General features: G+C 63.8%; 21 protein-coding genes. 13 read left to right on the forward strand and 8 right to left on the reverse strand.

Annotation, left to right across the window (positions count from 1 at the left end; all coding sequences use genetic code 11):
- The first annotated feature begins 92 nt into the window (after nucleotides 1-92).
- Nucleotides 93-752 carry an ABC transporter ATP-binding protein gene (locus tag DJFAAGMI_RS24340; RefSeq protein WP_211459852.1) on the forward strand — a complete coding sequence of 220 codons (660 nt, stop codon included), beginning with the start codon at nucleotides 93-95 and terminating at the stop codon, nucleotides 750-752.
- Between the two features lie 14 nt (nucleotides 753-766).
- On the opposite strand, the gene DJFAAGMI_RS24345 is transcribed toward DJFAAGMI_RS24340, so the two are convergent.
- Both DJFAAGMI_RS24345 and DJFAAGMI_RS24350 read right to left on the reverse strand, forming a co-directional pair.
- The gene (locus DJFAAGMI_RS24345) at nucleotides 767-1,693 is read right to left on the reverse strand and encodes a PhzF family phenazine biosynthesis protein (protein WP_211459926.1); all 927 of its coding nucleotides are present in this window, start codon (nucleotides 1,691-1,693) and stop codon (nucleotides 767-769) included.
- A gap of 214 nt (nucleotides 1,694-1,907) precedes the next feature.
- Nucleotides 1,908-3,089 carry an aminotransferase-like domain-containing protein gene (locus DJFAAGMI_RS24350; RefSeq protein WP_211459854.1) on the reverse strand — a complete coding sequence of 394 codons (1,182 nt, stop codon included), beginning with the start codon at nucleotides 3,087-3,089 and terminating at the stop codon, nucleotides 1,908-1,910.
- Nucleotides 3,090-3,472: 383 nt separating this feature from the next.
- On the opposite strand from DJFAAGMI_RS24350, the gene DJFAAGMI_RS24355 reads away from it, so the two are divergent.
- Nucleotides 3,473-4,945 carry an aminotransferase-like domain-containing protein gene (locus tag DJFAAGMI_RS24355; RefSeq protein ID WP_211459856.1) on the forward strand — a complete coding sequence of 491 codons (1,473 nt, stop codon included), beginning with the start codon at nucleotides 3,473-3,475 and terminating at the stop codon, nucleotides 4,943-4,945.
- Here the strand turns inward: DJFAAGMI_RS24355 and DJFAAGMI_RS24360 are convergent.
- From DJFAAGMI_RS24360 to DJFAAGMI_RS24370, 3 genes are read right to left on the reverse strand one after another with little or no spacing between them, the layout of a single operon-like run.
- Nucleotides 4,942-5,769, reverse strand: coding sequence for a ChbG/HpnK family deacetylase (locus DJFAAGMI_RS24360; RefSeq protein WP_211459858.1), 828 nt, complete (start codon nucleotides 5,767-5,769; stop codon nucleotides 4,942-4,944). The two genes, DJFAAGMI_RS24355 and DJFAAGMI_RS24360, sit on opposite strands and share 4 nt — an antisense overlap.
- Nucleotides 5,766-6,182, reverse strand: coding sequence for a GtrA family protein (locus DJFAAGMI_RS24365; RefSeq protein ID WP_419095629.1), 417 nt, complete (start codon nucleotides 6,180-6,182; stop codon nucleotides 5,766-5,768). The genes DJFAAGMI_RS24360 and DJFAAGMI_RS24365 overlap by 4 nt, the downstream gene beginning before the upstream one ends.
- Nucleotides 6,179-7,183, reverse strand: a complete 1,005-nt coding sequence (locus DJFAAGMI_RS24370; RefSeq protein ID WP_211459860.1) for a glycosyltransferase family 2 protein — start codon at nucleotides 7,181-7,183, stop codon at nucleotides 6,179-6,181. The genes DJFAAGMI_RS24365 and DJFAAGMI_RS24370 overlap by 4 nt, the downstream gene beginning before the upstream one ends.
- 121 nt (nucleotides 7,184-7,304) lie before the next feature.
- Here DJFAAGMI_RS24370 and DJFAAGMI_RS24375 point away from each other — a divergent pair, with 121 nt between their 5' ends.
- On the forward strand, nucleotides 7,305-8,786 hold the full coding sequence (locus DJFAAGMI_RS24375; protein ID WP_211459862.1) for an ArnT family glycosyltransferase: 1,482 nt from the start codon (nucleotides 7,305-7,307) through the stop codon (nucleotides 8,784-8,786).
- A 65-nt stretch (nucleotides 8,787-8,851) separates the two neighbouring features.
- Here the strand turns inward: DJFAAGMI_RS24375 and DJFAAGMI_RS24380 are convergent, their stop codons facing one another.
- The 3 genes from DJFAAGMI_RS24380 to flgA all read right to left on the reverse strand — a co-directional run bounded on the left by DJFAAGMI_RS24380 (nucleotide 8,852) and on the right by flgA (nucleotide 10,428).
- Nucleotides 8,852-9,214, reverse strand: a complete 363-nt coding sequence (locus tag DJFAAGMI_RS24380; RefSeq protein ID WP_167011068.1) for a hypothetical protein — start codon at nucleotides 9,212-9,214, stop codon at nucleotides 8,852-8,854.
- A gap of 23 nt (nucleotides 9,215-9,237) precedes the next feature.
- Entirely contained in the window at nucleotides 9,238-9,552 is a 315-nt protein-coding gene (gene flgM, locus DJFAAGMI_RS24385) for a flagellar biosynthesis anti-sigma factor FlgM (protein WP_003065535.1), read from the reverse strand.
- A 117-nt stretch (nucleotides 9,553-9,669) separates the two neighbouring features.
- On the reverse strand, nucleotides 9,670-10,428 hold the full coding sequence (gene flgA, locus DJFAAGMI_RS24390) for a flagellar basal body P-ring formation chaperone FlgA (RefSeq protein ID WP_211459864.1): 759 nt from the start codon (nucleotides 10,426-10,428) through the stop codon (nucleotides 9,670-9,672).
- Between the two features lie 203 nt (nucleotides 10,429-10,631).
- Here flgA and flgB point away from each other — a divergent pair, with 203 nt between their 5' ends.
- The 10 genes from flgB to flgK all read left to right on the forward strand — a co-directional run bounded on the left by flgB (nucleotide 10,632) and on the right by flgK (nucleotide 20,118).
- Entirely contained in the window at nucleotides 10,632-11,045 is a 414-nt protein-coding gene (gene flgB, locus DJFAAGMI_RS24395) for a flagellar basal body rod protein FlgB (protein ID WP_003059206.1), read from the forward strand.
- A gap of 16 nt (nucleotides 11,046-11,061) precedes the next feature.
- Nucleotides 11,062-11,466: a flagellar basal body rod protein FlgC gene (flgC, locus tag DJFAAGMI_RS24400; protein ID WP_003059205.1), complete on the forward strand. Its 405-nt coding sequence runs from the start codon at nucleotides 11,062-11,064 to the stop codon at nucleotides 11,464-11,466.
- A 16-nt stretch (nucleotides 11,467-11,482) separates the two neighbouring features.
- Nucleotides 11,483-12,145, forward strand: coding sequence for a flagellar hook assembly protein FlgD (locus tag DJFAAGMI_RS24405; protein ID WP_043006485.1), 663 nt, complete (start codon nucleotides 11,483-11,485; stop codon nucleotides 12,143-12,145).
- A 14-nt stretch (nucleotides 12,146-12,159) separates the two neighbouring features.
- On the forward strand, nucleotides 12,160-13,428 hold the full coding sequence (flgE, locus tag DJFAAGMI_RS24410; protein WP_003059203.1) for a flagellar hook protein FlgE: 1,269 nt from the start codon (nucleotides 12,160-12,162) through the stop codon (nucleotides 13,426-13,428).
- Nucleotides 13,429-13,535: 107 nt separating this feature from the next.
- Nucleotides 13,536-14,276 carry a flagellar basal body rod protein FlgF gene (locus tag DJFAAGMI_RS24415; RefSeq protein ID WP_003059202.1) on the forward strand — a complete coding sequence of 247 codons (741 nt, stop codon included), beginning with the start codon at nucleotides 13,536-13,538 and terminating at the stop codon, nucleotides 14,274-14,276.
- 18 nt (nucleotides 14,277-14,294) lie between these two features.
- Nucleotides 14,295-15,077 (forward strand): flagellar basal-body rod protein FlgG, encoded by a 783-nt coding sequence (gene flgG, locus DJFAAGMI_RS24420; protein WP_003059201.1) that lies wholly within the window; start codon nucleotides 14,295-14,297, stop codon nucleotides 15,075-15,077.
- Nucleotides 15,078-15,246: 169 nt separating this feature from the next.
- Nucleotides 15,247-15,954, forward strand: coding sequence for a flagellar basal body L-ring protein FlgH (locus tag DJFAAGMI_RS24425; RefSeq protein WP_211459866.1), 708 nt, complete (start codon nucleotides 15,247-15,249; stop codon nucleotides 15,952-15,954).
- Nucleotides 15,955-15,974: 20 nt separating this feature from the next.
- On the forward strand, nucleotides 15,975-17,123 hold the full coding sequence (locus DJFAAGMI_RS24430; RefSeq protein WP_054073443.1) for a flagellar basal body P-ring protein FlgI: 1,149 nt from the start codon (nucleotides 15,975-15,977) through the stop codon (nucleotides 17,121-17,123).
- Entirely contained in the window at nucleotides 17,120-18,142 is a 1,023-nt protein-coding gene (flgJ, locus tag DJFAAGMI_RS24435; protein ID WP_211459868.1) for a flagellar assembly peptidoglycan hydrolase FlgJ, read from the forward strand. Before DJFAAGMI_RS24430 ends, flgJ begins: the two co-directional genes overlap by 4 nt.
- Nucleotides 18,139-20,118 carry a flagellar hook-associated protein FlgK gene (gene flgK / locus DJFAAGMI_RS24440; protein ID WP_211459870.1) on the forward strand — a complete coding sequence of 660 codons (1,980 nt, stop codon included), beginning with the start codon at nucleotides 18,139-18,141 and terminating at the stop codon, nucleotides 20,116-20,118. The genes flgJ and flgK overlap by 4 nt, the downstream gene beginning before the upstream one ends.
- Nucleotides 20,119-20,134: the final 16 nt, after the last annotated feature.

Genomic DNA, 20,134 nt, shown 5'->3' on the forward strand with positions numbered 1-20,134 from the left:
ACTTGTGCAAACAAGAATGCAGCAACGGTCGGCCTCCCGAGGCAGTCGTCTTGCCCGAACCTGTTTTGCCCAAGTCTTGACGAAGTGACTGCATGACCGCCTCTCTACAAATTGCGCAGCTGCAACTGGGCTATGAAACGCCAACGGGTCTGCACACCGTGCTGCAGGGCTTTGATCTGCAGGTGCCTGCAGGCCATATCGCCAGCCTGCTGGGGCCCTCGGGCTGCGGCAAGACCTCCGTGCTGCGTGCGATCGCGGGCTTCGAGCCGGTGCGTGCAGGCAGCATTCATCTGGGCAAGGTGCTGCTCTCCGGCCCCGGCACGCATCTGCCGCCCGAGCAGCGCCATGTGGGCATGATGTTCCAGGAGTACGGGCTGTTCCCGCACCTGACAGCCGCACAGAACGTGGGCTTCGGCCTGCGTCGTATGGGCAAGCCAGAGCGCGACAAACGTGTGCAGGAGCTGCTTGCCGTGGTGGGGCTGGCGAATTCAGGTAGCAAGTTCCCGCACGAGCTGTCGGGCGGCCAGCAGCAGCGTGTGGCCCTGGCCCGCGCCCTGGCGCCGTCCCCGGCCTTGCTGCTGCTCGATGAACCATTTTCGAACCTCGATGCCGCCACGCGCGAGCGCCTGACGCTGGAGGTGCGCGACATTCTGCGGTCTGCCGGGCAGACGGCGATTCTGGTCACGCACAACGCGCAGGAAGCCGAAACCATGGCCGACCAGATCTGCAGGATGACGCCGGCTCAGCTCTGAGCCGGCCCTGAGGTTTAAAGCAGGACGCGGCCTGAGGTGACGGTCACGGTGTGGCCGCCCACCCAGAGCTTGCCGTTGGCGGCGGCCTGCACATGGACCTGTCCGTCACGACCGACGCAAACGCCTTGCGCGGCAATATAGGGCGTCTGCAGCAGACCTTCGCCCGTCAGCCATTGGGCCAGCGCAGCATTCAGGCTGCCGGTGACAGGGTCTTCGCTGGCGGTCTCTCCTATCAGGGCGCGTACTTCGAGGCGTGGCTGGGCTGGGGTTACTTTTTCTTGAGAGGCTTCTTCAGCCTGCTTGGCAAAAGCGCGGGCCTCGCGGCTGGAACGGCCAATCAGCGGGGCATCCTCTTCCACCTCATAAATGGCTGCCAGACCGGCTTTGGCCCCCAGCTTCTTGAGCGCTCCAAAGTCTGGCTCCACACTCAGAACCGTATCGGGGTGGTCTAGCAGCAGGCCCAGCCAGGGTGAGCCGTTATGGAGGCTGCGCGCCATCAGCAGCTGCTTACGCGCAAGGCCCAGCGCCTGCAGCACGGGGGCCAGTTCCTCTTCGGGAATTTCCTGAGAGTCGAGCGAAGGGGCTTCGAAAAACAGCGCACCTTGCGCATCGCAGCCAATGGCTACCAGGCCTTTTTTGCACTCCTGCAGCACCTGCTCGGGATTGCGCGGCTGGCCGCCCTGGGCCAGCCAGGCATGGCAGCTGCCTAGCGTGGGGTGGCCGGCAAAAGCCAGCTCGCCCGCGGGCGTGAAGATACGCAGCTGGTAGTCGGCGCCCGCAGCCAGCCCCTCGGGCGTGGGCTGCAGCACAAAAGTGGTTTCCGACAGATTGGTCCAGCGCGCGAAGGCCTGCATCTGGGCCTCGCTCAAGCCATCGGCACCCAGTACCACGGCCACGGGGTTGCCGAGCAGCGCGGTAGGCGTGAACACGTCCACGGTCATATAGGGACGAGAGAGAGGGCTGGTATGTGCGGAGGCAGACATGGGCAGCGATTGTCGGTAAAAAGAAAAACCGGCGCTGCACGGAGGTTCGTGGCAGGCCGGTTGATGGGGCATTGCACATGCCATGGGGTGTTAGAGACGCCGAGCAAGAGCCGCCTTGCGGCGATGGCGTTGTTCCCCTCCCGAAGAGAGAGGGGGAAGGCGCGTCAGCGCCTCAGGGGGTGTTGCTGCGGATGGCGTCAGCCAGAGCAGCAATGCCAATATTTATCTGCTCGGCAGACACCGTCACATAGGACAGACGCAGCGTGTTGTTCTGCGCATCGCCGGCGTAGAAGGGGGCGCCGGGCACAAAAGCCATATTGCGCTCCACGGCCTTGGCCAGCAGGGCCTGGGCGTCCATGCCCGCAGGCAGCCTGACCCAGAGGAACATGCCGCCCACGGGACGTGTCCACTTCACGTCGAGACCGGCCATCTCGCGCTCCAGAGCCATCAGCATCACATCGCGCTGGGCCTTGTACATGGCACGGATGGTGGGAACATGGCGGTCCAGGAAGCCGTCCTTGATGACTTCGGCCACCACGCGCTGGTTGAAGCTGGGGGTGTGCAGGTCGGCCGCCTGCTTGGCCTGGGTCAGCTTGCCGTACACGGACTTGGGCGCGACAATGAAGCCGATGCGCAGGCCGGGGGCCAGCACCTTGGAGAACGAGCCCATGTAGATCACGCCCTCGGGGTTGCGTGCAGCCAGGGGCAGGGGAGGCTCCTGCTCGTACCAGAGGTCGCCGTAGGGGTTGTCCTCAATGAGGGGAATGTCCAGCTCCCTGGCCTTGTCGACCAGGGCCTGGCGGCGCGCATCGCTCATGGTGCGGCCGGTGGGGTTCTGGAAGTTGGGCAGCACATAGGCCAGGCGGGCCTTGTCGGCACCGCTGCCGATCTGCTTGGCAAAGTCCTCGATCAGCATGCCTTCGTCATCGCTGTCCACGCCCACGGCTACGGGCTCCATGGGGGTGAAGGCCTGCAGGGCGCCCAGGTAGGTGGGCTTTTCGACCAGCAGACGGCTGCCCTTGTCCAGGAACACCTTGCCGATCAGGTCCAGTGCCTGCTGGCTGCCGGTGGTGATCAGGATCTGCTCGGGATCGACGCTCCAGGGCAGGAAGTCGGCGATCGCCTGACGCAGCGGGGCAAAGCCTTCGGTGGTCGAGTACTGCAGGGCTGCGGCACCGTCACGCTGCATCACGGTCTGGCAGGCTTCGGTGAACGCGTCCAGGGGGAAGGCCTTGGGGGAAGGCAGGCCGCCAGCCATGCTGATGATGCCGGGGCGGTCGGTCAGCTTGAGGATCTCGCGGATGGCGGAGGAATTCATCTTGGCAGCACGTTCTGCCAGCGTCCAGGTTGTCATAAAACAGTACTCGATCTCTACGTTGCCAGCCCGGGCAGGGCTGGCCGGTGTGCATTCTTACGCCATTGTCGGGCATGTGCTGGCCCGAGCTTGGGGCTCGGGATGCAATCGCTGCGGCGCGCAAGGCGCTGTAACTATGCACCAGCAGGTGGGGCTTATTGTGTCGCGGCCGGTTTGCCTGTGTGGGCTGGCGGGCAATTGCGACGGTGTGGTCTGCAGTCGGTGAGGCCGCAGACCGTGACCATAGCCCTGTGTGGAGGGCGGCCAAGAGAGGTTGATGGACTCAATATACGCTTGAGACCATTACAGTACCTATACAGACAGTCTCACAATTATGGCTTCTGTATTGGTATTCGCTTCAATACAGTTCGCTGCACATCACCATGTCCATCTCCCTGTCCCGCCAGGCGGCCCTGACCCTGACCCAGCAACTGGCCGAGCGTCTGGCCGAACGCATACGCACCAGGCTGCTGCCCGCAGGCGCGCGCCTGCCTTCGGTGCGTGAATGTGCGCGCCAGCAGGGCGTGAGTCCGTACACGGTGGTGGCCGCCTACGACCTGCTGCAGGCCCAGGGACTGGTCGAGGCCAGGCCGCAACGCGGCTTTTTTGTGCGTGACATTGTGCAAAATCCGCTTCAAACGCAGGAAGGTAAAGCGCAGATAGCTATCAATGAGGGATCGGTCAATACCCCGGTAGGCATCCCGCCGGGCACGCGCATCAACGCCACCATGCTGATCCGCGGCATGTTTGTGGAAAGCGTGGCCGGCAAGCCCCAGCCCGGTGCCGGTGTACTGCCCGCCGAGTGGCTGGATGCCGGCTTTCTGGTAGCGGCCATGCGCAAGGTCACCAGCGGGCAGGCGCTGCGCGAATCGCTGGTGCGCTATGGCGAGCCCATGGGCGACAGCCGGCTGCGCGAGGCGCTGGCGCGGCGCATGCAGCGCATAGGCATCGCGGCGGGGCCGGGCCAGATCATCACCACCCTGGGCGCGACCCAGGCGCTGGACATCGTGAGCCGGGCCCTGTTGCAGCCCGGCGATCCGGTGATGGTGGAAGAGCCGGGCTGGGCCGTGGAATATGCGCGCCTGGCCGCCATGGGCATGCGCGTGCTGCCGGTACCGCGTGGACCCGAGGGGCCGGACATGGCGGTGATGCAGCGCTATTGCGAGACCATGGCCCCCAAGCTCTATGTGAGTGTCAGCGTGCTGCACAACCCCACGGGCTACAGCCTGAGCGCCGCCAGCGCCCATGAGGTGCTGCAGATGGCGCAGCGCCATGGCTTCTATGTGGTGGAGGACGATAGCTACTGCCATATTGCGCCCGATCACGCACCACGCGTGTCGGTGCTGGACCGGCTGCAGCGCAGCATCTACATCAGCGGCTTTGCCAAGGTGCTGGTGCCCAACTGGCGTCTGGGCTATCTGGCAGCGCCGCCCGAGCTGGTCGAGAGACTTCTGGACACCAAGCTGCTGTCCACCCTGTCCACGCCGACTCCCATGGAGCAGGCGCTGGCCCTGTGCATGGAGCAAGGCCAGCTGCGCCGCCATGCCGAGCGGCTGCGCCAGCATCTGGCCCAGGCGCGCACGCGCAGCGTGGCGCTGGCCCAGGCTGCCGGTTGCCGTTTTGTGGCCGAGCCTGCGGGCATGTTCGGCTGGGTGGATACCGGTGTGGATACCGAGGTGCTGACCCAGCTGCTGCTGGATCAGGGCTACATGATTGCCCCGGGCGCCATGTTTCATGCCAGCCGGGGCTCCAGTACCTGCATGCGCATCAATTTCGCGACCACGCAGGACGCCGCCTTCTGGCGGGTCTTCGAGCGAGCGGTGGCCCAGATGCGGGCCCAGGCACAGAAGTCCTAGCCCAGCTGGATGGGGCCCTGATGGATATGGCAGCCGGTACGCTGCAGCAGCTCGCCAAAGGCGTCGGACATCAGATAGTCGAACTCCACGGGGCGCTGCCTGCCTATGGCATCGCCCGGCACCACGCCGCTGGCCGGGTGGCACATCAGCAGGCCGCCAGCCGCCATATGCGGCAGCCAGCCGGCCATCTGCCTGCCATAGCTGGCGGTGTCGGGGGCATCAAAGCCATAGACACCGCCAAAGCCATGGTTCATGGGGATGCCTGCATGGCGTAGCCGTCTGGTGGTGGCCCAGCCGCCCAGCAAGGCGATGATGGCGGCCTTGGGGCTGCGCCACAGGCCTGCGGCCGGTGCCGTGGAGCGCACCCAGGGCATCTCGTGCGCGGCGTAGCGGGCCTGGAGTTCCTGCTGCATGGCCGCTCGCAGACCCGGCAACTGATGCACATGCTGGTGGCCGTCGATGAAGTCCGGGGGCGTGCCCATGACCTGCTCGAAAGCATCGAGCTGTTCGCGCCAGGCCTGGCGCATCAGTTCCTGCGGCATCTGCCGTGCATAGGCCTGGCGCAGCACCGTGCCCAGCGCCTGGGCTCCATGCTGTCCGCCATGGTCTTCGGTCAGGTTGAAGTGCAGACCCACCGAGAGCCGGGGACGCAACTCCCGCAATGCCGGCGCGGCTTGCGGCCAGAGTGGCGAGGTGGTCATGCAGCTGGTGGCCGACAGACGACCGGCAAGCGTCAGCTGCTGCACGGCGTCGTCCACCAGCGGATGCAGGGCGTAATCGTCGGCACACAGCAGGATGGCACGGGAGGTTTTCATGTGATTCATGCGGCGCTGCTTGCCTTGAAGGCCCAGAACTTGCTCATGACAAAAGTGCCTATGGCCACCAGCACCAGCACGGCGGCCAGGCTCCAGAAGTAATGCCATTGCAGCCAGTTCAGGGCGATGTAGTACAGCGCCTCGTTGGCGACAAAAGAAAGACAGGCCACGGCAAAGAATTTCGCCACCACCGGCCAGCCCCTGGCCTGGGCTGCTGAAAAAGTGAGCAGGGCATGACCGTTGTAGCTGACCACAAAGGCCACGAGAAACGCCAGCACATTGGCCCCGAGCGGCGGCAGGCCCAGCAGTGACACCAGCAGGCCGACCACCGCCAGATGCGTGGCTGCTGCCGAGCCGCCCACCAGCACGAACTGCAGCAGCTGCGGCAGGCGGCGCAGTCTTTGCAGCGCGCCCACGATCACGATGGCTCGCGCAGCGGACTGCGGTCTTCATCATGGGCCACCAGGTAGATGGGGCGGCGCTTGACTTCTTCGTAGATGCGACCGATGTACTCGCCAAGAATGCCGATGGACAGCAACTGCACGCCCGAGAACAGCATGATGCTGGCCGCCAGTGTGGGCCAGCCGCGCAAAGGGTTGCCAAAGAACAGGGCTTCGGCCGCAATCCACAGGCCATAGGCCAGAGCCAGCAGGGAAATGCCCGCCCCCACCATGCTCCAGACGCGCAGGGGCAGGGTGGTGAAGGAGGTCAGTCCCAGAAGGGCCAGAGACCCCAGGCGGCGCAGATTGAAGCTGGAGCTGCCTGCCGCACGGTCCCGGGGAACAAAGGGCAGGGCGACGGTCTTGAAGCCGACCCAGGCGTACAGACCCTTCATGAAGCGATTGTTCTCCGGCAAAGCCTTGAGGGCATCGACGACCTTGCGGTCCATCCAGCGGAAGTCGCCTGCGTTCGGCGGCATCTTGACCGAGCTGCCCGAGTTCATCACGCGGTAGAACAACTGGGTGCCCATGCGCTTGGCGCCGCTTTCTGCGCCGCGGTCGGCGATCACGCCATAGATCATCTCGTAGCCCGATTGCCACAGCCCATGCATTTCGGCCAGCATCTCGAGCGGATGCTGGAAGTCGGCGTCGATCAGCAGCACGGCATTGCCCCGGGCATGGTCTATGCCGGCAGACAGGGCGGCTTCCTTGCCAAAGTTGCGCGACAGGGCCAGATAGCGCAGCGGCAGCTCCTGGGCGAGGCGCAGGCTCAGCTCATGCGTGGCGTCACGGCTGCCGTCGTTGACCACCACGATCTCGAAATCGGGCGTCAAGGCCCTAACCGTTTCGGTCAGCGCACGCAGAAACCCCTCGATATTGGCTTGTTCGTTATAGGCCGGCACCACGCAGCTCAGCCTCAGCGGCTGGCGCGGCAACTGGGCTGGCGGGGCTGCGGGAGCATATTCGGCGTGAAAATCGGTCATGGGGCAGGATTTTCGCGCAAGTCTGTAACTGCTTGCTGGGCCGGCCACGGTTTGCACTGCTTCAAAAAGGCCGTCGTTATACTCACGCCCCTACTGCTCCTGCTTCTTTCCTGATCGTCTGATGACCGCTGCTCAACGCGAATCTCTTGTTCTTGGCGGCCGTGCCGTTGCCGCCTTGCTCGCCGTATACGGCGTGATCTGGCTGGCCATTCACTGGGTGACGGCCCTGGCTGCGCCCGGGGACAACGTGGAGCAGCTGATCTGGATTCACTCACTGGAGCTGGGCTATTTCAAGCATCCGCCGATGCCGACCTGGATCATGGCCGCCTCCGCGGCTGTCTTTGGTCCGTCCATTGGGCTGACCTATGTGCTGGGCGGCGTGCTCACACTGGGCTCATTGGCGATTTTCTGGAAGCTGCTGTGCGATATGCGGGGCCGGGCCTATGCGACCGTGGGCCTGCTGGCGGCGCTGAGCATCACCTTCTATTGCGGGCGGCTCTACTACTACAACCACAACGTCGTGATGATGCTGTGGATTTCGCTGGCCGTGGCGCTGACCTGGCATGTCACGCGCAAGCCATCCCTGGCGGCTTGGGCCTGGCTGGGCCTGGTTTCGGGCCTGGGCATGCTCAGCAAATACCAATATGTGCTGGCGCTGGGCGTGATCGGCCTGTGGTGGCTGCGCATTGGCGCCTGGAAGAACCCGGTGCATGTCAAAGGAGCAGCGCTGGCTGCTGCGGTCGGCCTGCTGGTTCTGTCTCCTCATCTGTACTGGCTGAAAACCCATGACTGGATGCCCATGCATTACGCAGAGCGAACGTCCCTGGGTCTGCACCTGGATACGGCCGCGCGCATCAAGATGTCCTGGACGTTTGCGGTGGACTGGATCTTCAACCGCTGCATGCCTGCCTGGATCGTGCTGGGTGTGGCTCTCTGGTGGGGGCGTCGCAGGGCGTGCAAGACTGGAGCGCAGACTGCGCCCGTAAAGGAGCTGCCAGTCGACGCGGACAGGATGCTGCGCGAGTTCTGGCTGCTCTGGGGCCTGGTGCCGCTGCTGGCCATGCTGGTGCTGTGCCTGTTTACGGGCTCCTATCTGCACCTGCAATGGGGTACGGCCTTCATGTTCCTGTGCGTGCCGGCCGTCATGGAGTGGGCGCGCTCGCCACGGAGCTGGGGTGCCGCCGGGGACTTGCGTGCCGCCTGGCTGACGTTTGGGGTTCTGCAGGCGCTGCTGTTGCTGCAGTTCTGGCTGGCTTCGCCCATGGGGCTGTCGGGCTACAAGAGCACCCATCAGAACCATATCCCCGTGGACAAGATCGTGGAAGGTCTGGCGCCGGCGGCGCATCAGGCACTGGGCGGCCCTGTGGACATCATCATCGGCCCGCAGGCGCTGGCCGGGCGTATTGCGATGGAGCTGCCCGAGCGCCCGCGCGTCTACGTGGAGCGCAATCTGCAATACAGCCCCTGGATTCGTGAGGAAGAGTTGCCGAGCGCCCGCATCATCGAGGTGGCAGTGGCCCCGGACCCATTGCCTGAAGGCTTTACCCGCGCCTATGGGGTCTGGGCCTGGCGGCCGGTGAAGATCGCCAAGGGCGAGCACTGAGACCTGCCAAAACAAGAAAAGGCGAGCCTCTGGCTCGCCTTTTTGCTGGAGTTGCCGATTCGAGCCTAGCTGGCTGCGTGATAGATGCGTGCGCGGCCGGTCTGCGATGCGCCGCGCAGGCTGCTTTCGTAGGTGCTGTCTTCAGCCGCGGGCACCAGTGCCTTGGTACGGCGCTGATTGAGCACGGAAAGCCTGGCCAGCTGGTCACGGACCAGGGAGATTTCGCGGTCCAGATTCTGTGCGCGCTCGCGCAGTGCAGGCGTCCAGTCGTCGGCCGAGAAGCGCTTGGCGAGCTGGGAGAACGCCACCATGGCGTCCCGCAGGCGGGTGCTGGACTGCTCCAGCGCGGATGCGTCCGGTGACTGCAGCGATGCCGAAACGGTCTGAATCACCGCATCCAGCGAATCGAGCATTTCCTGCAAGGTCATCGGGTCAGCCTCTGTTCGGGGGTTCAGCCGCGGGCGTGAACCAGGAATTCTTCGGTATTGGCCAGCAGCTTGTCTGCAACGGCCTCGGCGTTGACGCGGAAGCTGCCATTGGCAATGGCTTCGCGCATGGCCTTGACGCGATCGGCATCAAAGTCGGTGTTGGTGCGGCTTTGGCTGTCCAGGGCGCGGGCCGAGGACGAAAAGGACACGGGCACGCCGGCTGCGCGCTCGGACAAGCCTTTGGTCGATTCTTCGGTGGCAACCGTGGTTGCGGATTTCGGGGCCTGCTTGGCGGCTGCAGCGGTCTGCTGCAGGTCCGGCTTATTGCCTATCTTCATGCTGGTTCTCCAATCGCCCTGTATCGGCGTAGGGCGCTGTAGCCTTGCTTTCGACAAGGGCGCGTAAAACTTGAGGAATATTTGGCACGGTCTTTAAAGTGAGTATGCACTCTCTTGTTATTGAACCAGAACCACGCCACTGGCATTGACCGTTCCTGTGACAAGGCGGCCATTATCCATGCGAACCCGTACCTGTTGCCCTTCTCCGGCTGCAGCCATCGCCTTGCCCGAGCCGGCAACGCTGAAACCGCCACCGTTGACCATCACCTGCACGGGCGATCCCGCAGTGAACAGGGCCGGCGGGCGCACCATGTTCTGGCGCAGAGCCTGCCCCGATGTCAGCGGACGCGCCGCGACCATGCCGATGAAATCCTCTGCATTGGCGAATACGGCAGCGCTGTCTTCGGCCCAGTCCACTTCTGCGGGGACGGCGTCCTCGGCGCTCAGCGTCTTGCCGGCGGGAATATTGCCCTGCGCCACCCAGGCCGGGCCATATGCTCGCACGGTGATGGGAAGGAACACGTTCCAGGGCACGCTGCCCTGCACGCAGCGCAGGCCCAGCCGGGTGCGACCCCAGAGGCGACTGCCCGCAGGCAGATAGGGCTCGACCTTGGCGCAGGCTGCCAGTCGCAGACGCGAGTCCAGCTGGCCCATCTGGACCTCCATGCGCAAAGCCATGCCGTTGCCGGCCTGCACGGTCTCCGCCGATGGCTGGTGCAAAGCCGCATCGACAAAGCGCTGTCCGATCTGGCTGAGCTGCGCCGCGCCATCCTGGGCCTGTGCGCCAGCCGTCAGCAGCAGCGCGCCCAGGCCCCATGCCGCAGCCAGGCCTTGAGAGGGGCGAAGGCGCAGAGACAGGGAAAAGCGGCCAGACATGCATCAATCCTTTGAAGTATCCACAGTCACAAGGCTGCAGACGATGCTTGCAAATATAGGCGCGACCCGGCTTGCGCAATGGCTTGAAGTGCCAGCGCAATACCGCTTTCTTCGCGCTTTAGTTTGCGCTGCCGATTTTCATAATCCTCGCATGCCGCAGTCCGTGGGCTCCGGCATCCCCGAATTCTGAAAGCGAGGCCGTAATGCTGAACAAAATGACCGAACGACTGGACTTCCAAAGCGAGGCGCTGCTGCTGCGCGCCGAGCGCCAGCGTGCGATTGCCAGCAATATCGCCAATGCCGACACCCCTGGTTATGTGGCGCGCGACTTCAATTTCCGCGAAGCCTTGATGGCCGCGACCAGCGGGCCCAAGCCCTTGACCCAGGCCAGCGTCACGACGGCAGGCCATATCCCGCTGCAGGCGCAGATGTCGGACGAGGCACTCAAGGCCAAGCTTGGCTATGCGGTCAATTCCCAGCCCAGCCTGGACAACAACACCGTGGATCTGGATCGCGAGCGCGCCAACTTTGTCGACAACTCAGTGCGCTACGAAGCCACGCTGCGCTTCATCAACGGCCAGGCCAAGACCATGCTCAGCGCCATTCAAGGCCAGTAAGCCCAGGAGCTAAACCATGTCCATGTTTTCCATCTTCAATATCTCGGGCAGCGCGGTCAGCGCCCAGTCCCAGCGTCTGAACGTGGTGGCCTCCAATCTGGCCAACGTCGATGCCGTGGCCGGCCCCGATGGCAGCGTCTACAAGGCGCGCCAGGTCGTGTTCCAGACCGTGCCCATGGGCAATGACGGCAGCGCAGGCGTCAAGGTCAATGCCATCAGCGAGGACAACACGCCCGGACGCCGCATTCACGACCCCAGCAACCCGCTGGCCGATGGCGAGGGCTATGTCACCCATTCCAACGTGAGCGCCGTGGACGAGATGGTCAACATGATCTCGGCGTCACGCTCCTATCAGAACAACGTGGAAGTCATGAACACGGCCAAGACGCTGCTGCTCAAGACTCTGCAAATGGGCCAGTAAGCCCGGGAACACACACATGATCTACGGCGCAAGCAGCGTGGACGGCACCACGACCAACACCACCAGCAATACCAAGAACTCGGTAACCGACCCCAACGAGGCGCAGGACCGTTTCCTCAAGCTGCTGGTGGCCCAGCTCAACAACCAGGACCCCATGAATCCCATGGACAACGCGGAAATGACCTCGCAGATGGCGCAGATCAACACCGTGACTGGCATTCAGCAGCTGAACCAGACCATGGCTTCCATGTCCAGCCAGTTCTCCGCCATGCAGGTGCTGCAAGGCACTTCCATGATCGGCCGCACGGTGCTGACCGAGGGCAACACGCTGGGCGTGGCGGCCGACGGCACGCATACCGCTGCCTTCGATCTGGAAAACCAGGCGGCCAGCGTCAAGATCCAGATCACCACGGCCAGCGGCGAGCTGGTGGACACCATCGATCTGGGTGCCGGCGCGGCCGGTCGCAACTACTTCACCTGGGAAGGCAAGGACAAATACAGCGGCGACTCCTCGCAGCTGCGCTACAGCGTGGTGGCCACCAATGGCACGACCGCCGTGGCATCCACACCGCTGGCGCCTCATGCCGTGATCGCCGCCAGCTCGGCCAACGGCGCGCTGTCGCTGGAACTCGATAACGGCAGCAGCGTGGCTTATTCCGGCATCAAGGCCGTTTACTGATTGAGGAGCACATCATGGGTTTTCAACAAGGTCTCTCGGGCTTGAACGCCGCCAGCAAGAATCTGGACGTCATCGGCCACAACATCGCCAACTCCAGCACCACGGGCTTCAAGGCATCGCGCGCCGACTTCGCTGAAATGATCGCCAGCGCCATCGGCTCGGCCAGCGGCCAGAGCAGCGGCATCGGCGTCAACGTGGCCGCAGTGTCCCAGCAGTTCCGGCAGGGCTCCATCACTTCGACGGGCAACAACCTGGACCTCGCCATCAACGGCAACGGCTTTTTCGTCGTCAAGCAAAGCGACGGCAGCATCGCCTATACGCGCGCCGGCAACTTCGGTCTGGACAAGGAGGGCAACCTCAAGACCGTGGACAACGACAATGTCATGGGCTATGTGGTCGATCCTACGACCGGCAAGATCCAGTCGGGTGCCACTCCCGTGCCGATGAGCTTTCCCACAGGGCAGCCGATTCCCGCCAAGCAGACATCCACAGTGAATGTGGAGCTGAATCTGGATGCGCGCGCCACGGATGCTGCCGGCGACGCCACAGCCACGCCGCCGGTGGCCGCCACGCCGCGTGCTACCTATGGCACCTCGCTGAATGTGTATGACACCCAGGGCACGGCCATTCCCGTCAATCTGTATTTCGAGAAAGATGCCACAGGCAACACCTGGAACATCTTCAACTCTCTCGATGCCTCGGCCACTCCCATCGGCACGGCCGTGTTCGATGCCAGCGGCAAGCTCACCAGCGTCACCCCGAACGCCCCGACCACAGGATCTGGCACCACGCTGGACCTGAGCATCAGCGGCGGCACGGCCAACCCCAACGGCCTGCCGGCCTTCGACGTGGCCTTCGATTTCGGCGGCCTGACCCAGTTCGGCACCAAGTTCGCCGTCAGCAGTCTCAAGCAGGACGGCTATACCTCGGGCGCGCTGACCGGTATCAATGTGGGCCGCGACGGCTCCATCGTGGCTTCCTACTCCAACGGTGTCACGCGTACCGAAGGCCAGATCGCCCTGGCGGCCTTCACCAATACCCAGGGTCTGGGCTCCATCGGCAACAACAAATGGGTGGCCACCTCCGATTCCGGCCCTGCGCTCAATGGTTCGGCCCAGACCGGCACCTTCGGCTCGCTGCAGTCGGGCGCGCTGGAAGAGTCCAACGTGGATCTGACGGCCGAGCTGGTCAACATGATGACGGCGCAGCGCTCCTACCAGGCCAACGCCCAGACCATCAAGACGCAGGATCAGGTGTTCTCCACCCTGGTGAATCTGCGTTAACGGACAAGCCTCTGAGGCGCTTTGGGCCTCACCCCGGACGCGCCGGTTGAGCGCCGGCATCCGGGGGAGGCGGAAAAAGCGAGTGATTTGACGCAAGAAAGGTCAGCATGGACAGAATAATTTATACGTCGATGACGGGGGCCAACGCGGCTGCCCAGCGTCAGGCCGTGCTGGCCCACAATCTGGCCAATGCCGGCACCAACGGCTTTCGCGCCGAGATGTCCACCTTCCGCTCGGTGCCGCTGCAGGGCACGGGAGCCGGTACGCGCGTGTTTGCGCTGGAGGCCACCTCCGGCTATCAGGACACTCCCGGCCCGGCCCAGCGCACCGGCCGCGCGCTGGATGCCATGGCCATGGGTCGCGCCTGGTTTGCCGTGCAGGGGCTCGATGGCCAGGAAGCCTACACGCGCAACGGCGTGTTCGAGATCTCGCCCGAAGGGCAACTGGTCAACAGCAACGGCCAGGCCGTGCTCTCCGATGGCGGTGCGCCCATCGATATCCCGCCCGAGTCCACGATCTCCCTGGGCTCGGACGGCACGCTGACTGCGAAGATGGGCAACCAGCTGCCCGTGGCCGTGGGCCGAGTCAAGCTGGTCACGCCGCCCGTCGACGAGCCGCTGGTGCGCGGCGATGACGGCTTTTTCCGCGCGGCCCAGGGCGATGCGCTGCCCAACGACGAGACGGCGCGCCTGCTGTCGGGCTCGATCGAAGGCTCGAACGTGAACTCCGTCGAAACCATGGTCGGCATGATCGCCGCCTCGCGCCAGTTCGAGCAGCAGATGAAGCTGCTGCAGACCGCAGAAACCAACGATAAATCCGCCAGCCAGCTGCTGAGCATGAACGGCTGATAGCCAAAGGAATACGTCATGATCAATTCGCTGTTCATTGCCAAGACCGGCATGGAAGCCCAGCAGACGCAGCTGGACGTGATCTCGCACAATCTGGCCAACGTCTCCACCACGGGCTACAAGCGCGCGAATGCGGTCTTCGAGGATCTGATCTATCAGAACCTGCGCCAGTCGGGTTCGCAGACCACCGAGCAGAACCAGCTGCCCACAGGTTTGCATCTGGGCCTGGGCGTGCGCACCGTGGCCACCAGCCGCAACTTTCTGCAGGGTAGCCTGCAGCAGTCGAGCAATGCGCTGGATGTGGCGATCAACGGCAACGGCTTCTTCGAAGTCAACATGCCCGACGGCACGATTGCCTATACCCGCGACGGCTCGTTCGAGGTCGATTCCCAGGGTCAGCTGGTAACGTCCAGCGGCCTGCCCGTGGCCAACGGCATCACCATCCCTCAAGGCGCGACCAAGGTGTCCATCAGCCATGATGGCGTGGTCAGCGTCACCATGCCCGGCCAGGCTGCGCCGCAGCAGGTGGGCAATATCGCGATGAGCCAGTTCATCAATGCCGCAGGCCTGGAGCCGCGCGGCCAGAACCTCTACGTCGAGACCGCCTCCTCGGGCCAGCCCCAGCAGGGCACGCCCGGCACCAACGGTCTGGGCACGATTCAGCAGGGCTATCTGGAAGCCTCGAACGTGAATGTGGTCCAGGAGCTGGTGACCATGATCCAGACCCAGCGCGCCTACGAAATGAATTCCAAGGCGATCCAGACTTCCGACCAGATGCTGGCCAAGCTGGCACAGCTCTGATTGATCACCATGTACTGAGGAGCAGCTTGCGCTTGATGCATATGGTTTTCAGGTTAATTTGATGCTGATTTCCATTCAGGACAAGCGCTAAAAGCGCTGATTTCAATAGCGTGCATTGCGCACGCAGGGCACAAGGGGCGAAGCGCCTGACTGCCAAGGACTTGCCGCCATGTTCAAAGCCATTGTTTCCCATTGCCCGACGGTCTGTGCCCTCACTGCGGCCCTGCTGGTTTCGGGCTGCGTCACGCTCAATCCGCCGCCGCCCGTGGACATGCCCTCGACGGCGCCTCCCGTGCTGCAGCCGCGCGAGCAGACGGCCCAGAATCCCACCGGCAGCCTGTTCAATGCCAGCCGTTACCGGCCCATGTTCGAGGATCAGCGCGCCCGCATGGTGGGCGACTCGGTGACGGTGCAGATCGTGGAGCGCGTTTCAGCCAGCCAGAGCACGGATTCCAAGGTCGGGCGAGCCAACGAGCTGAGCACGGGCATCACCTCGCTGCCGCTGCTCAGGGGCGGCGCCGAGAAGACGGTGGCCGATGCGCTCACCCTGGGTGCCGAGAGCAAGAACGACTTCAAGGGCTCGGGCGCCACCACCAGCAACAATACCTTCACGGGCTCGATTGCCACCACCGTGGTCGATGTGCTGCCCAACGGCCATCTGGTGATTGCCGGCGAGAAGCAGATCGGCGTCAACCACAACGTCGATGTGCTGCGTTTCACGGGCACGGTGGACCCGCGCTCGCTGCGTCCGGGCAGCACCGTGGCATCGACTCAGGTGGCCAATCTGCGCGTCGAATCGCGCAGCCGTGGCCAGGCCGGTGAAGCCCAGTCAATTGGCTGGTTGTCCCGGTTCTTTTTGAACGTTATGCCGTTCTGATTCTTCCGAGAATGGGCAGTATGAAAGTACTGTCCACGCTCCTGTCACTGCGCCCTGCGCACACCGCCTTGCTGGTGGTCGCAGCCCTCGGCGCCAGCGGGCTCACCCTGCCTGCGCATGCCACACGCATCAAGGAGGTTGCCGCCATCCAGGGCGTGCGCAGCAACCAGTTGACAGGCTACGGTCTGGTGGTCGGCCTCGATGGCACGGGCGACCAGACCACACAGATGCCCTACACCAAGCAGGCGCTGGCCAATTACCTGGAGCAGATGGGCATCGCCCTGCCGGCCTCGGGCAATGCGGCCCAGCTGCAGCTCAAGAACGTGGCGGCGGTGATCATCACGGCCGAGCTGCCGGCCTTCGCACAGCCCGGCCAGGCCATCGACATCAATGTCTCCTCCATGGGCAACGCCAAGTCGCTCAAGGGCGGCACGCTGGTGGCGACACCGCTGCGCGGCGCGGACGGCGAGATCTATGCGCTGGCCCAGGGGAATGTGGTGGTCGGTGGAGCCGGGGCTGCGGCCGGCGGCTCCAAGGTGCAGGTCAATCACCTGAACGCGGGCCGCGTGCCGCAGGGCGCGCAGGTGGAGCGTGCCGTGCCCACCCCCGTCAACCAGGGCAACACAATCACGCTGGGACTGAATCAGACCGACTTCCAGACTGCGGACAAGATGGTGCGCGCCATCAACCAGCGCATGGGTGCCGGTACGGCCATGGCACTGGACGGGCGCACGGTGCAGGTCAATGCACCCATCGACCCGGGCTCGCGCGTTCGCATGATTGCCGAGATTCAGGAGATGCCCATCGAGACCTCCAAGCCGGCGGCCAAGGTGGTCATCAATGCCCGCACCGGCTCCATCGTGCTCAATCAGGCTGTGACCCTGGGCCCCTGCGCGATTGCGCACGGCAACCTGTCCATCACCATCAGCACCACGCCGGTCATCAGCCAGCCCGCACCGTTCTCGCAAGGGCAGACCGTGGTGGCGCAGAAGTCCGATATCCAGGTCAAGCAGGAGCCCGGCAAGGTCATCAACATGCCCAATTCGCCCCAGCTCACCGATGTGGTGCGGGCACTGAATTCATTGGGCGCCACGCCGCAGGACCTGCTGGCCATCCTGCAGGCCATCAAGGCCGCGGGCGCCATGGACGCCGAGCTGGAGGTGATATGAGCACGTCATTGCCCCATTCTTCATCGCTGGCGGCCAGCAATGCGCTGGCTGTCGATGCACGCTCGCTCAATGCGCTCAAGACGGCGGCCGGCGAGAACAGCCCGCAGGCTGCGCGCGAGACTGCCAAGCAGCTCGAATCGCTGTTCATGCGCGAGATGATCAAGAGTATGCGCGAGGCGACCATGAAGTCCGGTCTGCTCGACAGCGCGCAGGGCAATCTCAGCACCGACCTGCTGGATCAACAACTTTCGGTGGCCATGGCGGGACAGCCCGGCGGTCTCACCGATGCCATCAGCAAGCAGCTGGCGCGCAGCATGGGAGTCGACGCTGCCGAGGACGCCGAAATTGCCGTGCCTTCCACTTTGAGCCTGAGCCGCAATGCCTGGCGCAATGTGGGCAGCAACGGTGCCTGGAGCGGCAGCCGCAGCCAGGCTGCGCAAACGATCAAGGCCTATGCACCGGCTCCCAAGGGGCGCGACAACTTCGTCACGGCGCACACCGGCGCGGCCCAGCGCGTGGCCAGCGAGAGCGGCATCCCGGCCCACTACATGATCGGCCAGGCAGGGCATGAAACGGGATGGGGCAGGAGCGAGATCCGCAACAAGGACGGCAGCAACTCGTTCAACCTGTTCGGCATCAAGGCCGGTGGCAGCTGGACGGGCAAGGTTGCCGAAGTCACGACCACCGAATACATCAATGGCGCGCCCAAGAAGGTGACGGCCAAATTCCGCGCCTATGACTCCTACGAGGAGTCCTTCCGCGACTACGCACGCCTGATCGGCAGCAATCCGCGCTACGAAAAAGCCATGGCCCAGACCGGTTCTGCCCAGGCCTATGCCAGCGAGCTGCAAAAGGCCGGCTACGCCACCGATCCGGCCTATGCGCAAAAGCTCAGCCGCGCCATCCAGAGCGTGGCCCAGGTCACAGTCGCCAACGCCGGCAGCACCAACGTCGCAAGCCGTCTGGGCGCCAACGCCCGTGCCGCCCAGATCAACAAGATCACCGAGAACCAGTCATGAGTCTTCTGAACGTGGGCGCACGCGCCCTGATGGCCAACCAGATCGCCCTGCAAACCACAGGGCACAACATCGCCAACGTCAACACCGCGGGCTACTCGCGCCAGAGCGTGGCCTTCCAGACCTCGGCGGGTCAGAACATCGGCAACGGCTATATCGGCAACGGCGCCGATGTGGCCACCATCCTGCGCAACTTCAGCGAGCTGCTCAACCGCCAGGCTGCAGCGGCCAGCGCGGTCAGCGCATCGGATGCTGCGCGCTCGCAGTCGCTCAATCAGATGCAGGAAGTGTTTTCGGGCGGCAGCAATGGCCTGGGCGCTGCAGTCAACGACATGCTGAACTCTTTTGCCGATGTGAGCAGTGCTCCCACGGACCTGACTTCGCGCAACGTGGTGCTCACACGCATGAACGAGCTGGCTGCGCGCTTTCGCTCGGCTTCCGGTCAGCTCGATGAGCTGGACTACAACACCAAGCAGCAGATGACCAACGATGTGAACGTGGTCAACAGCCTGGCCAGCCAGGTCGCGTCGCTGAACTCGCAGATCAGCCGGGCTGTGGCGACTGGCGGTGTGCCCAACGACCTGCTGGATCAGCGCGATCAGCTGGTGCGTGACATCAACAAATATGTGCAGACCTCGCAGGTCGACGCCGGCGATGGCTCCATCACGCTGTTTGTTGGCGGCAGCCAGCCACTGGTGATGGGGCAGACTGCCGCGCAACTCAGTCTCAAGGAGTCTGTGCAATACCCTGGCAGCGGCCAGATGAGCCTGTACTTCCAGCAAGGCAGCGGACAGACGGTGGAGCTGACGGCCAATATGGTTGGTGGCGGTGAGCTGGCGGGTCTGCTGCAATTTCAGAACTCCGACTTGACCGAGGGCCGCAATTTGCTGGGCCGCATGGCGGCCACGCTGGGTGCTGCCATGAATCAGCAGCAGCAAAGCGGCCTGACTCTGGATGGCAAGCCGGGCTCTGCCCTGTTCACCGTGCCCAGCACGGTTGTGGGGCATACCTCGATTGCAGGCATCACGGCGCAGGCGCAGTTCGTGGATACGGCTTCCACCAGCATTCCAAAGACGCCGCTGGACTACACGGGCTATCAAGCCTCCGATTACAAGGTGCTGTTCAAGGACAACGGCGCGTTGTCACTGATTCGTCTGTCGGACAACAAGGTCACGGATTTTGCCGATATCAATGAGCTGGCCACGACCACGGTTGACGGTCTGCGCTTCAACGTATCGGGTGCCGGAGCAAAAGGCGAGTCCGTTCTGTTTCAGCCCTATGCCAATGTGGCGCATGACTTCAAGGCCCTGGTGTCCTCGCCGCGCGATCTGGCTGCAGCCAATCCGATTACAGCGGGCATGTCGCAGAGCAACAAAGGCAATCTGCAGTTGGCGGGACTGAAAGTCAATTCGGGTGACTTCACGGTGCCGCCTACGACTACCGGTGTGCAACTGAGCTTCCAAACCGATGCGCAAGGCAATATCAGCTATACCGTTTCGGGATCCAGCAACGCTGGCAGCAACGTCAGTGGCAAGCCCTATGTGTCTGGCCAACCTATTGAGGTCGATGGCTGGTCCATCACGCTGACGGGGACGCCTCACGACGGCGATTCGGTACTGGTGGGCGATGCGCTGGATCCTCAATATGGTGACGCCTATACGCGCAATGCCGGCAATGCGGGGGCCTTTATGGATCTGCGCGACGCCAAGGTGTTTGATGGCGGTACCAGTCTCAGCGACGGTTACTCGGCACTGATCGCTCAGGTCGGCACGCGCACCCAGAGTGCCAATTACGCCGCCAAGCTCTCCAGCACGATTGCCGACAATCTGGAGGCTGACCGCACGGCTGTGTCGGGAGTCAACCTCGATGAAGAAGCCGCCAAGCTGCTGCAGTTCCAGCAGGCCTACCAGGCCTCGGCCAAGATGCTGCAGGTGGCACAGGGAATTTTTGACAGCGTGGTTCAGGCCGTGGGCCGCTGATCCGCAACAAGGAGCC

The sequence above is a fragment of the Comamonas brasiliensis genome (assembly GCF_018292285.1).
GTDB classification, from domain to species: domain Bacteria; phylum Pseudomonadota; class Gammaproteobacteria; order Burkholderiales; family Burkholderiaceae_C; genus Comamonas; species Comamonas brasiliensis.

Coding starts and splice junctions, on each gene's coding strand:
- DJFAAGMI_RS24425 (WP_211459866.1), top strand. CDS start 15,247: ATGTTCAAAGCCATTGTTTCCCATTGCCCGACGGTCTGTGCCCTCACT.
- flgK (WP_211459870.1), top strand. CDS start 18,139: ATGAGTCTTCTGAACGTGGGCGCACGCGCCCTGATGGCCAACCAGATC.
- flgM (WP_003065535.1), bottom strand. CDS start 9,552: ATGAAGATAGGCAATAAGCCGGACCTGCAGCAGACCGCTGCAGCCGCC.
- DJFAAGMI_RS24345 (WP_211459926.1), bottom strand. CDS start 1,693: ATGACCGTGGACGTGTTCACGCCTACCGCGCTGCTCGGCAACCCCGTG.
- DJFAAGMI_RS24340 (WP_211459852.1), top strand. CDS start 93: ATGACCGCCTCTCTACAAATTGCGCAGCTGCAACTGGGCTATGAAACG.
- DJFAAGMI_RS24380 (WP_167011068.1), bottom strand. CDS start 9,214: ATGACCTTGCAGGAAATGCTCGATTCGCTGGATGCGGTGATTCAGACC.
- DJFAAGMI_RS24430 (WP_054073443.1), top strand. CDS start 15,975: ATGAAAGTACTGTCCACGCTCCTGTCACTGCGCCCTGCGCACACCGCC.
- flgA (WP_211459864.1), bottom strand. CDS start 10,428: ATGTCTGGCCGCTTTTCCCTGTCTCTGCGCCTTCGCCCCTCTCAAGGC.
- DJFAAGMI_RS24415 (WP_003059202.1), top strand. CDS start 13,536: ATGGACAGAATAATTTATACGTCGATGACGGGGGCCAACGCGGCTGCC.
- flgJ (WP_211459868.1), top strand. CDS start 17,120: ATGAGCACGTCATTGCCCCATTCTTCATCGCTGGCGGCCAGCAATGCG.
- DJFAAGMI_RS24360 (WP_211459858.1), bottom strand. CDS start 5,769: ATGAATCACATGAAAACCTCCCGTGCCATCCTGCTGTGTGCCGACGAT.
- DJFAAGMI_RS24355 (WP_211459856.1), top strand. CDS start 3,473: ATGTCCATCTCCCTGTCCCGCCAGGCGGCCCTGACCCTGACCCAGCAA.
- flgG (WP_003059201.1), top strand. CDS start 14,295: ATGATCAATTCGCTGTTCATTGCCAAGACCGGCATGGAAGCCCAGCAG.
- DJFAAGMI_RS24350 (WP_211459854.1), bottom strand. CDS start 3,089: ATGACAACCTGGACGCTGGCAGAACGTGCTGCCAAGATGAATTCCTCC.
- DJFAAGMI_RS24375 (WP_211459862.1), top strand. CDS start 7,305: ATGACCGCTGCTCAACGCGAATCTCTTGTTCTTGGCGGCCGTGCCGTT.
- flgE (WP_003059203.1), top strand. CDS start 12,160: ATGGGTTTTCAACAAGGTCTCTCGGGCTTGAACGCCGCCAGCAAGAAT.
- flgC (WP_003059205.1), top strand. CDS start 11,062: ATGTCCATGTTTTCCATCTTCAATATCTCGGGCAGCGCGGTCAGCGCC.
- DJFAAGMI_RS24405 (WP_043006485.1), top strand. CDS start 11,483: ATGATCTACGGCGCAAGCAGCGTGGACGGCACCACGACCAACACCACC.
- DJFAAGMI_RS24370 (WP_211459860.1), bottom strand. CDS start 7,183: ATGACCGATTTTCACGCCGAATATGCTCCCGCAGCCCCGCCAGCCCAG.
- flgB (WP_003059206.1), top strand. CDS start 10,632: ATGCTGAACAAAATGACCGAACGACTGGACTTCCAAAGCGAGGCGCTG.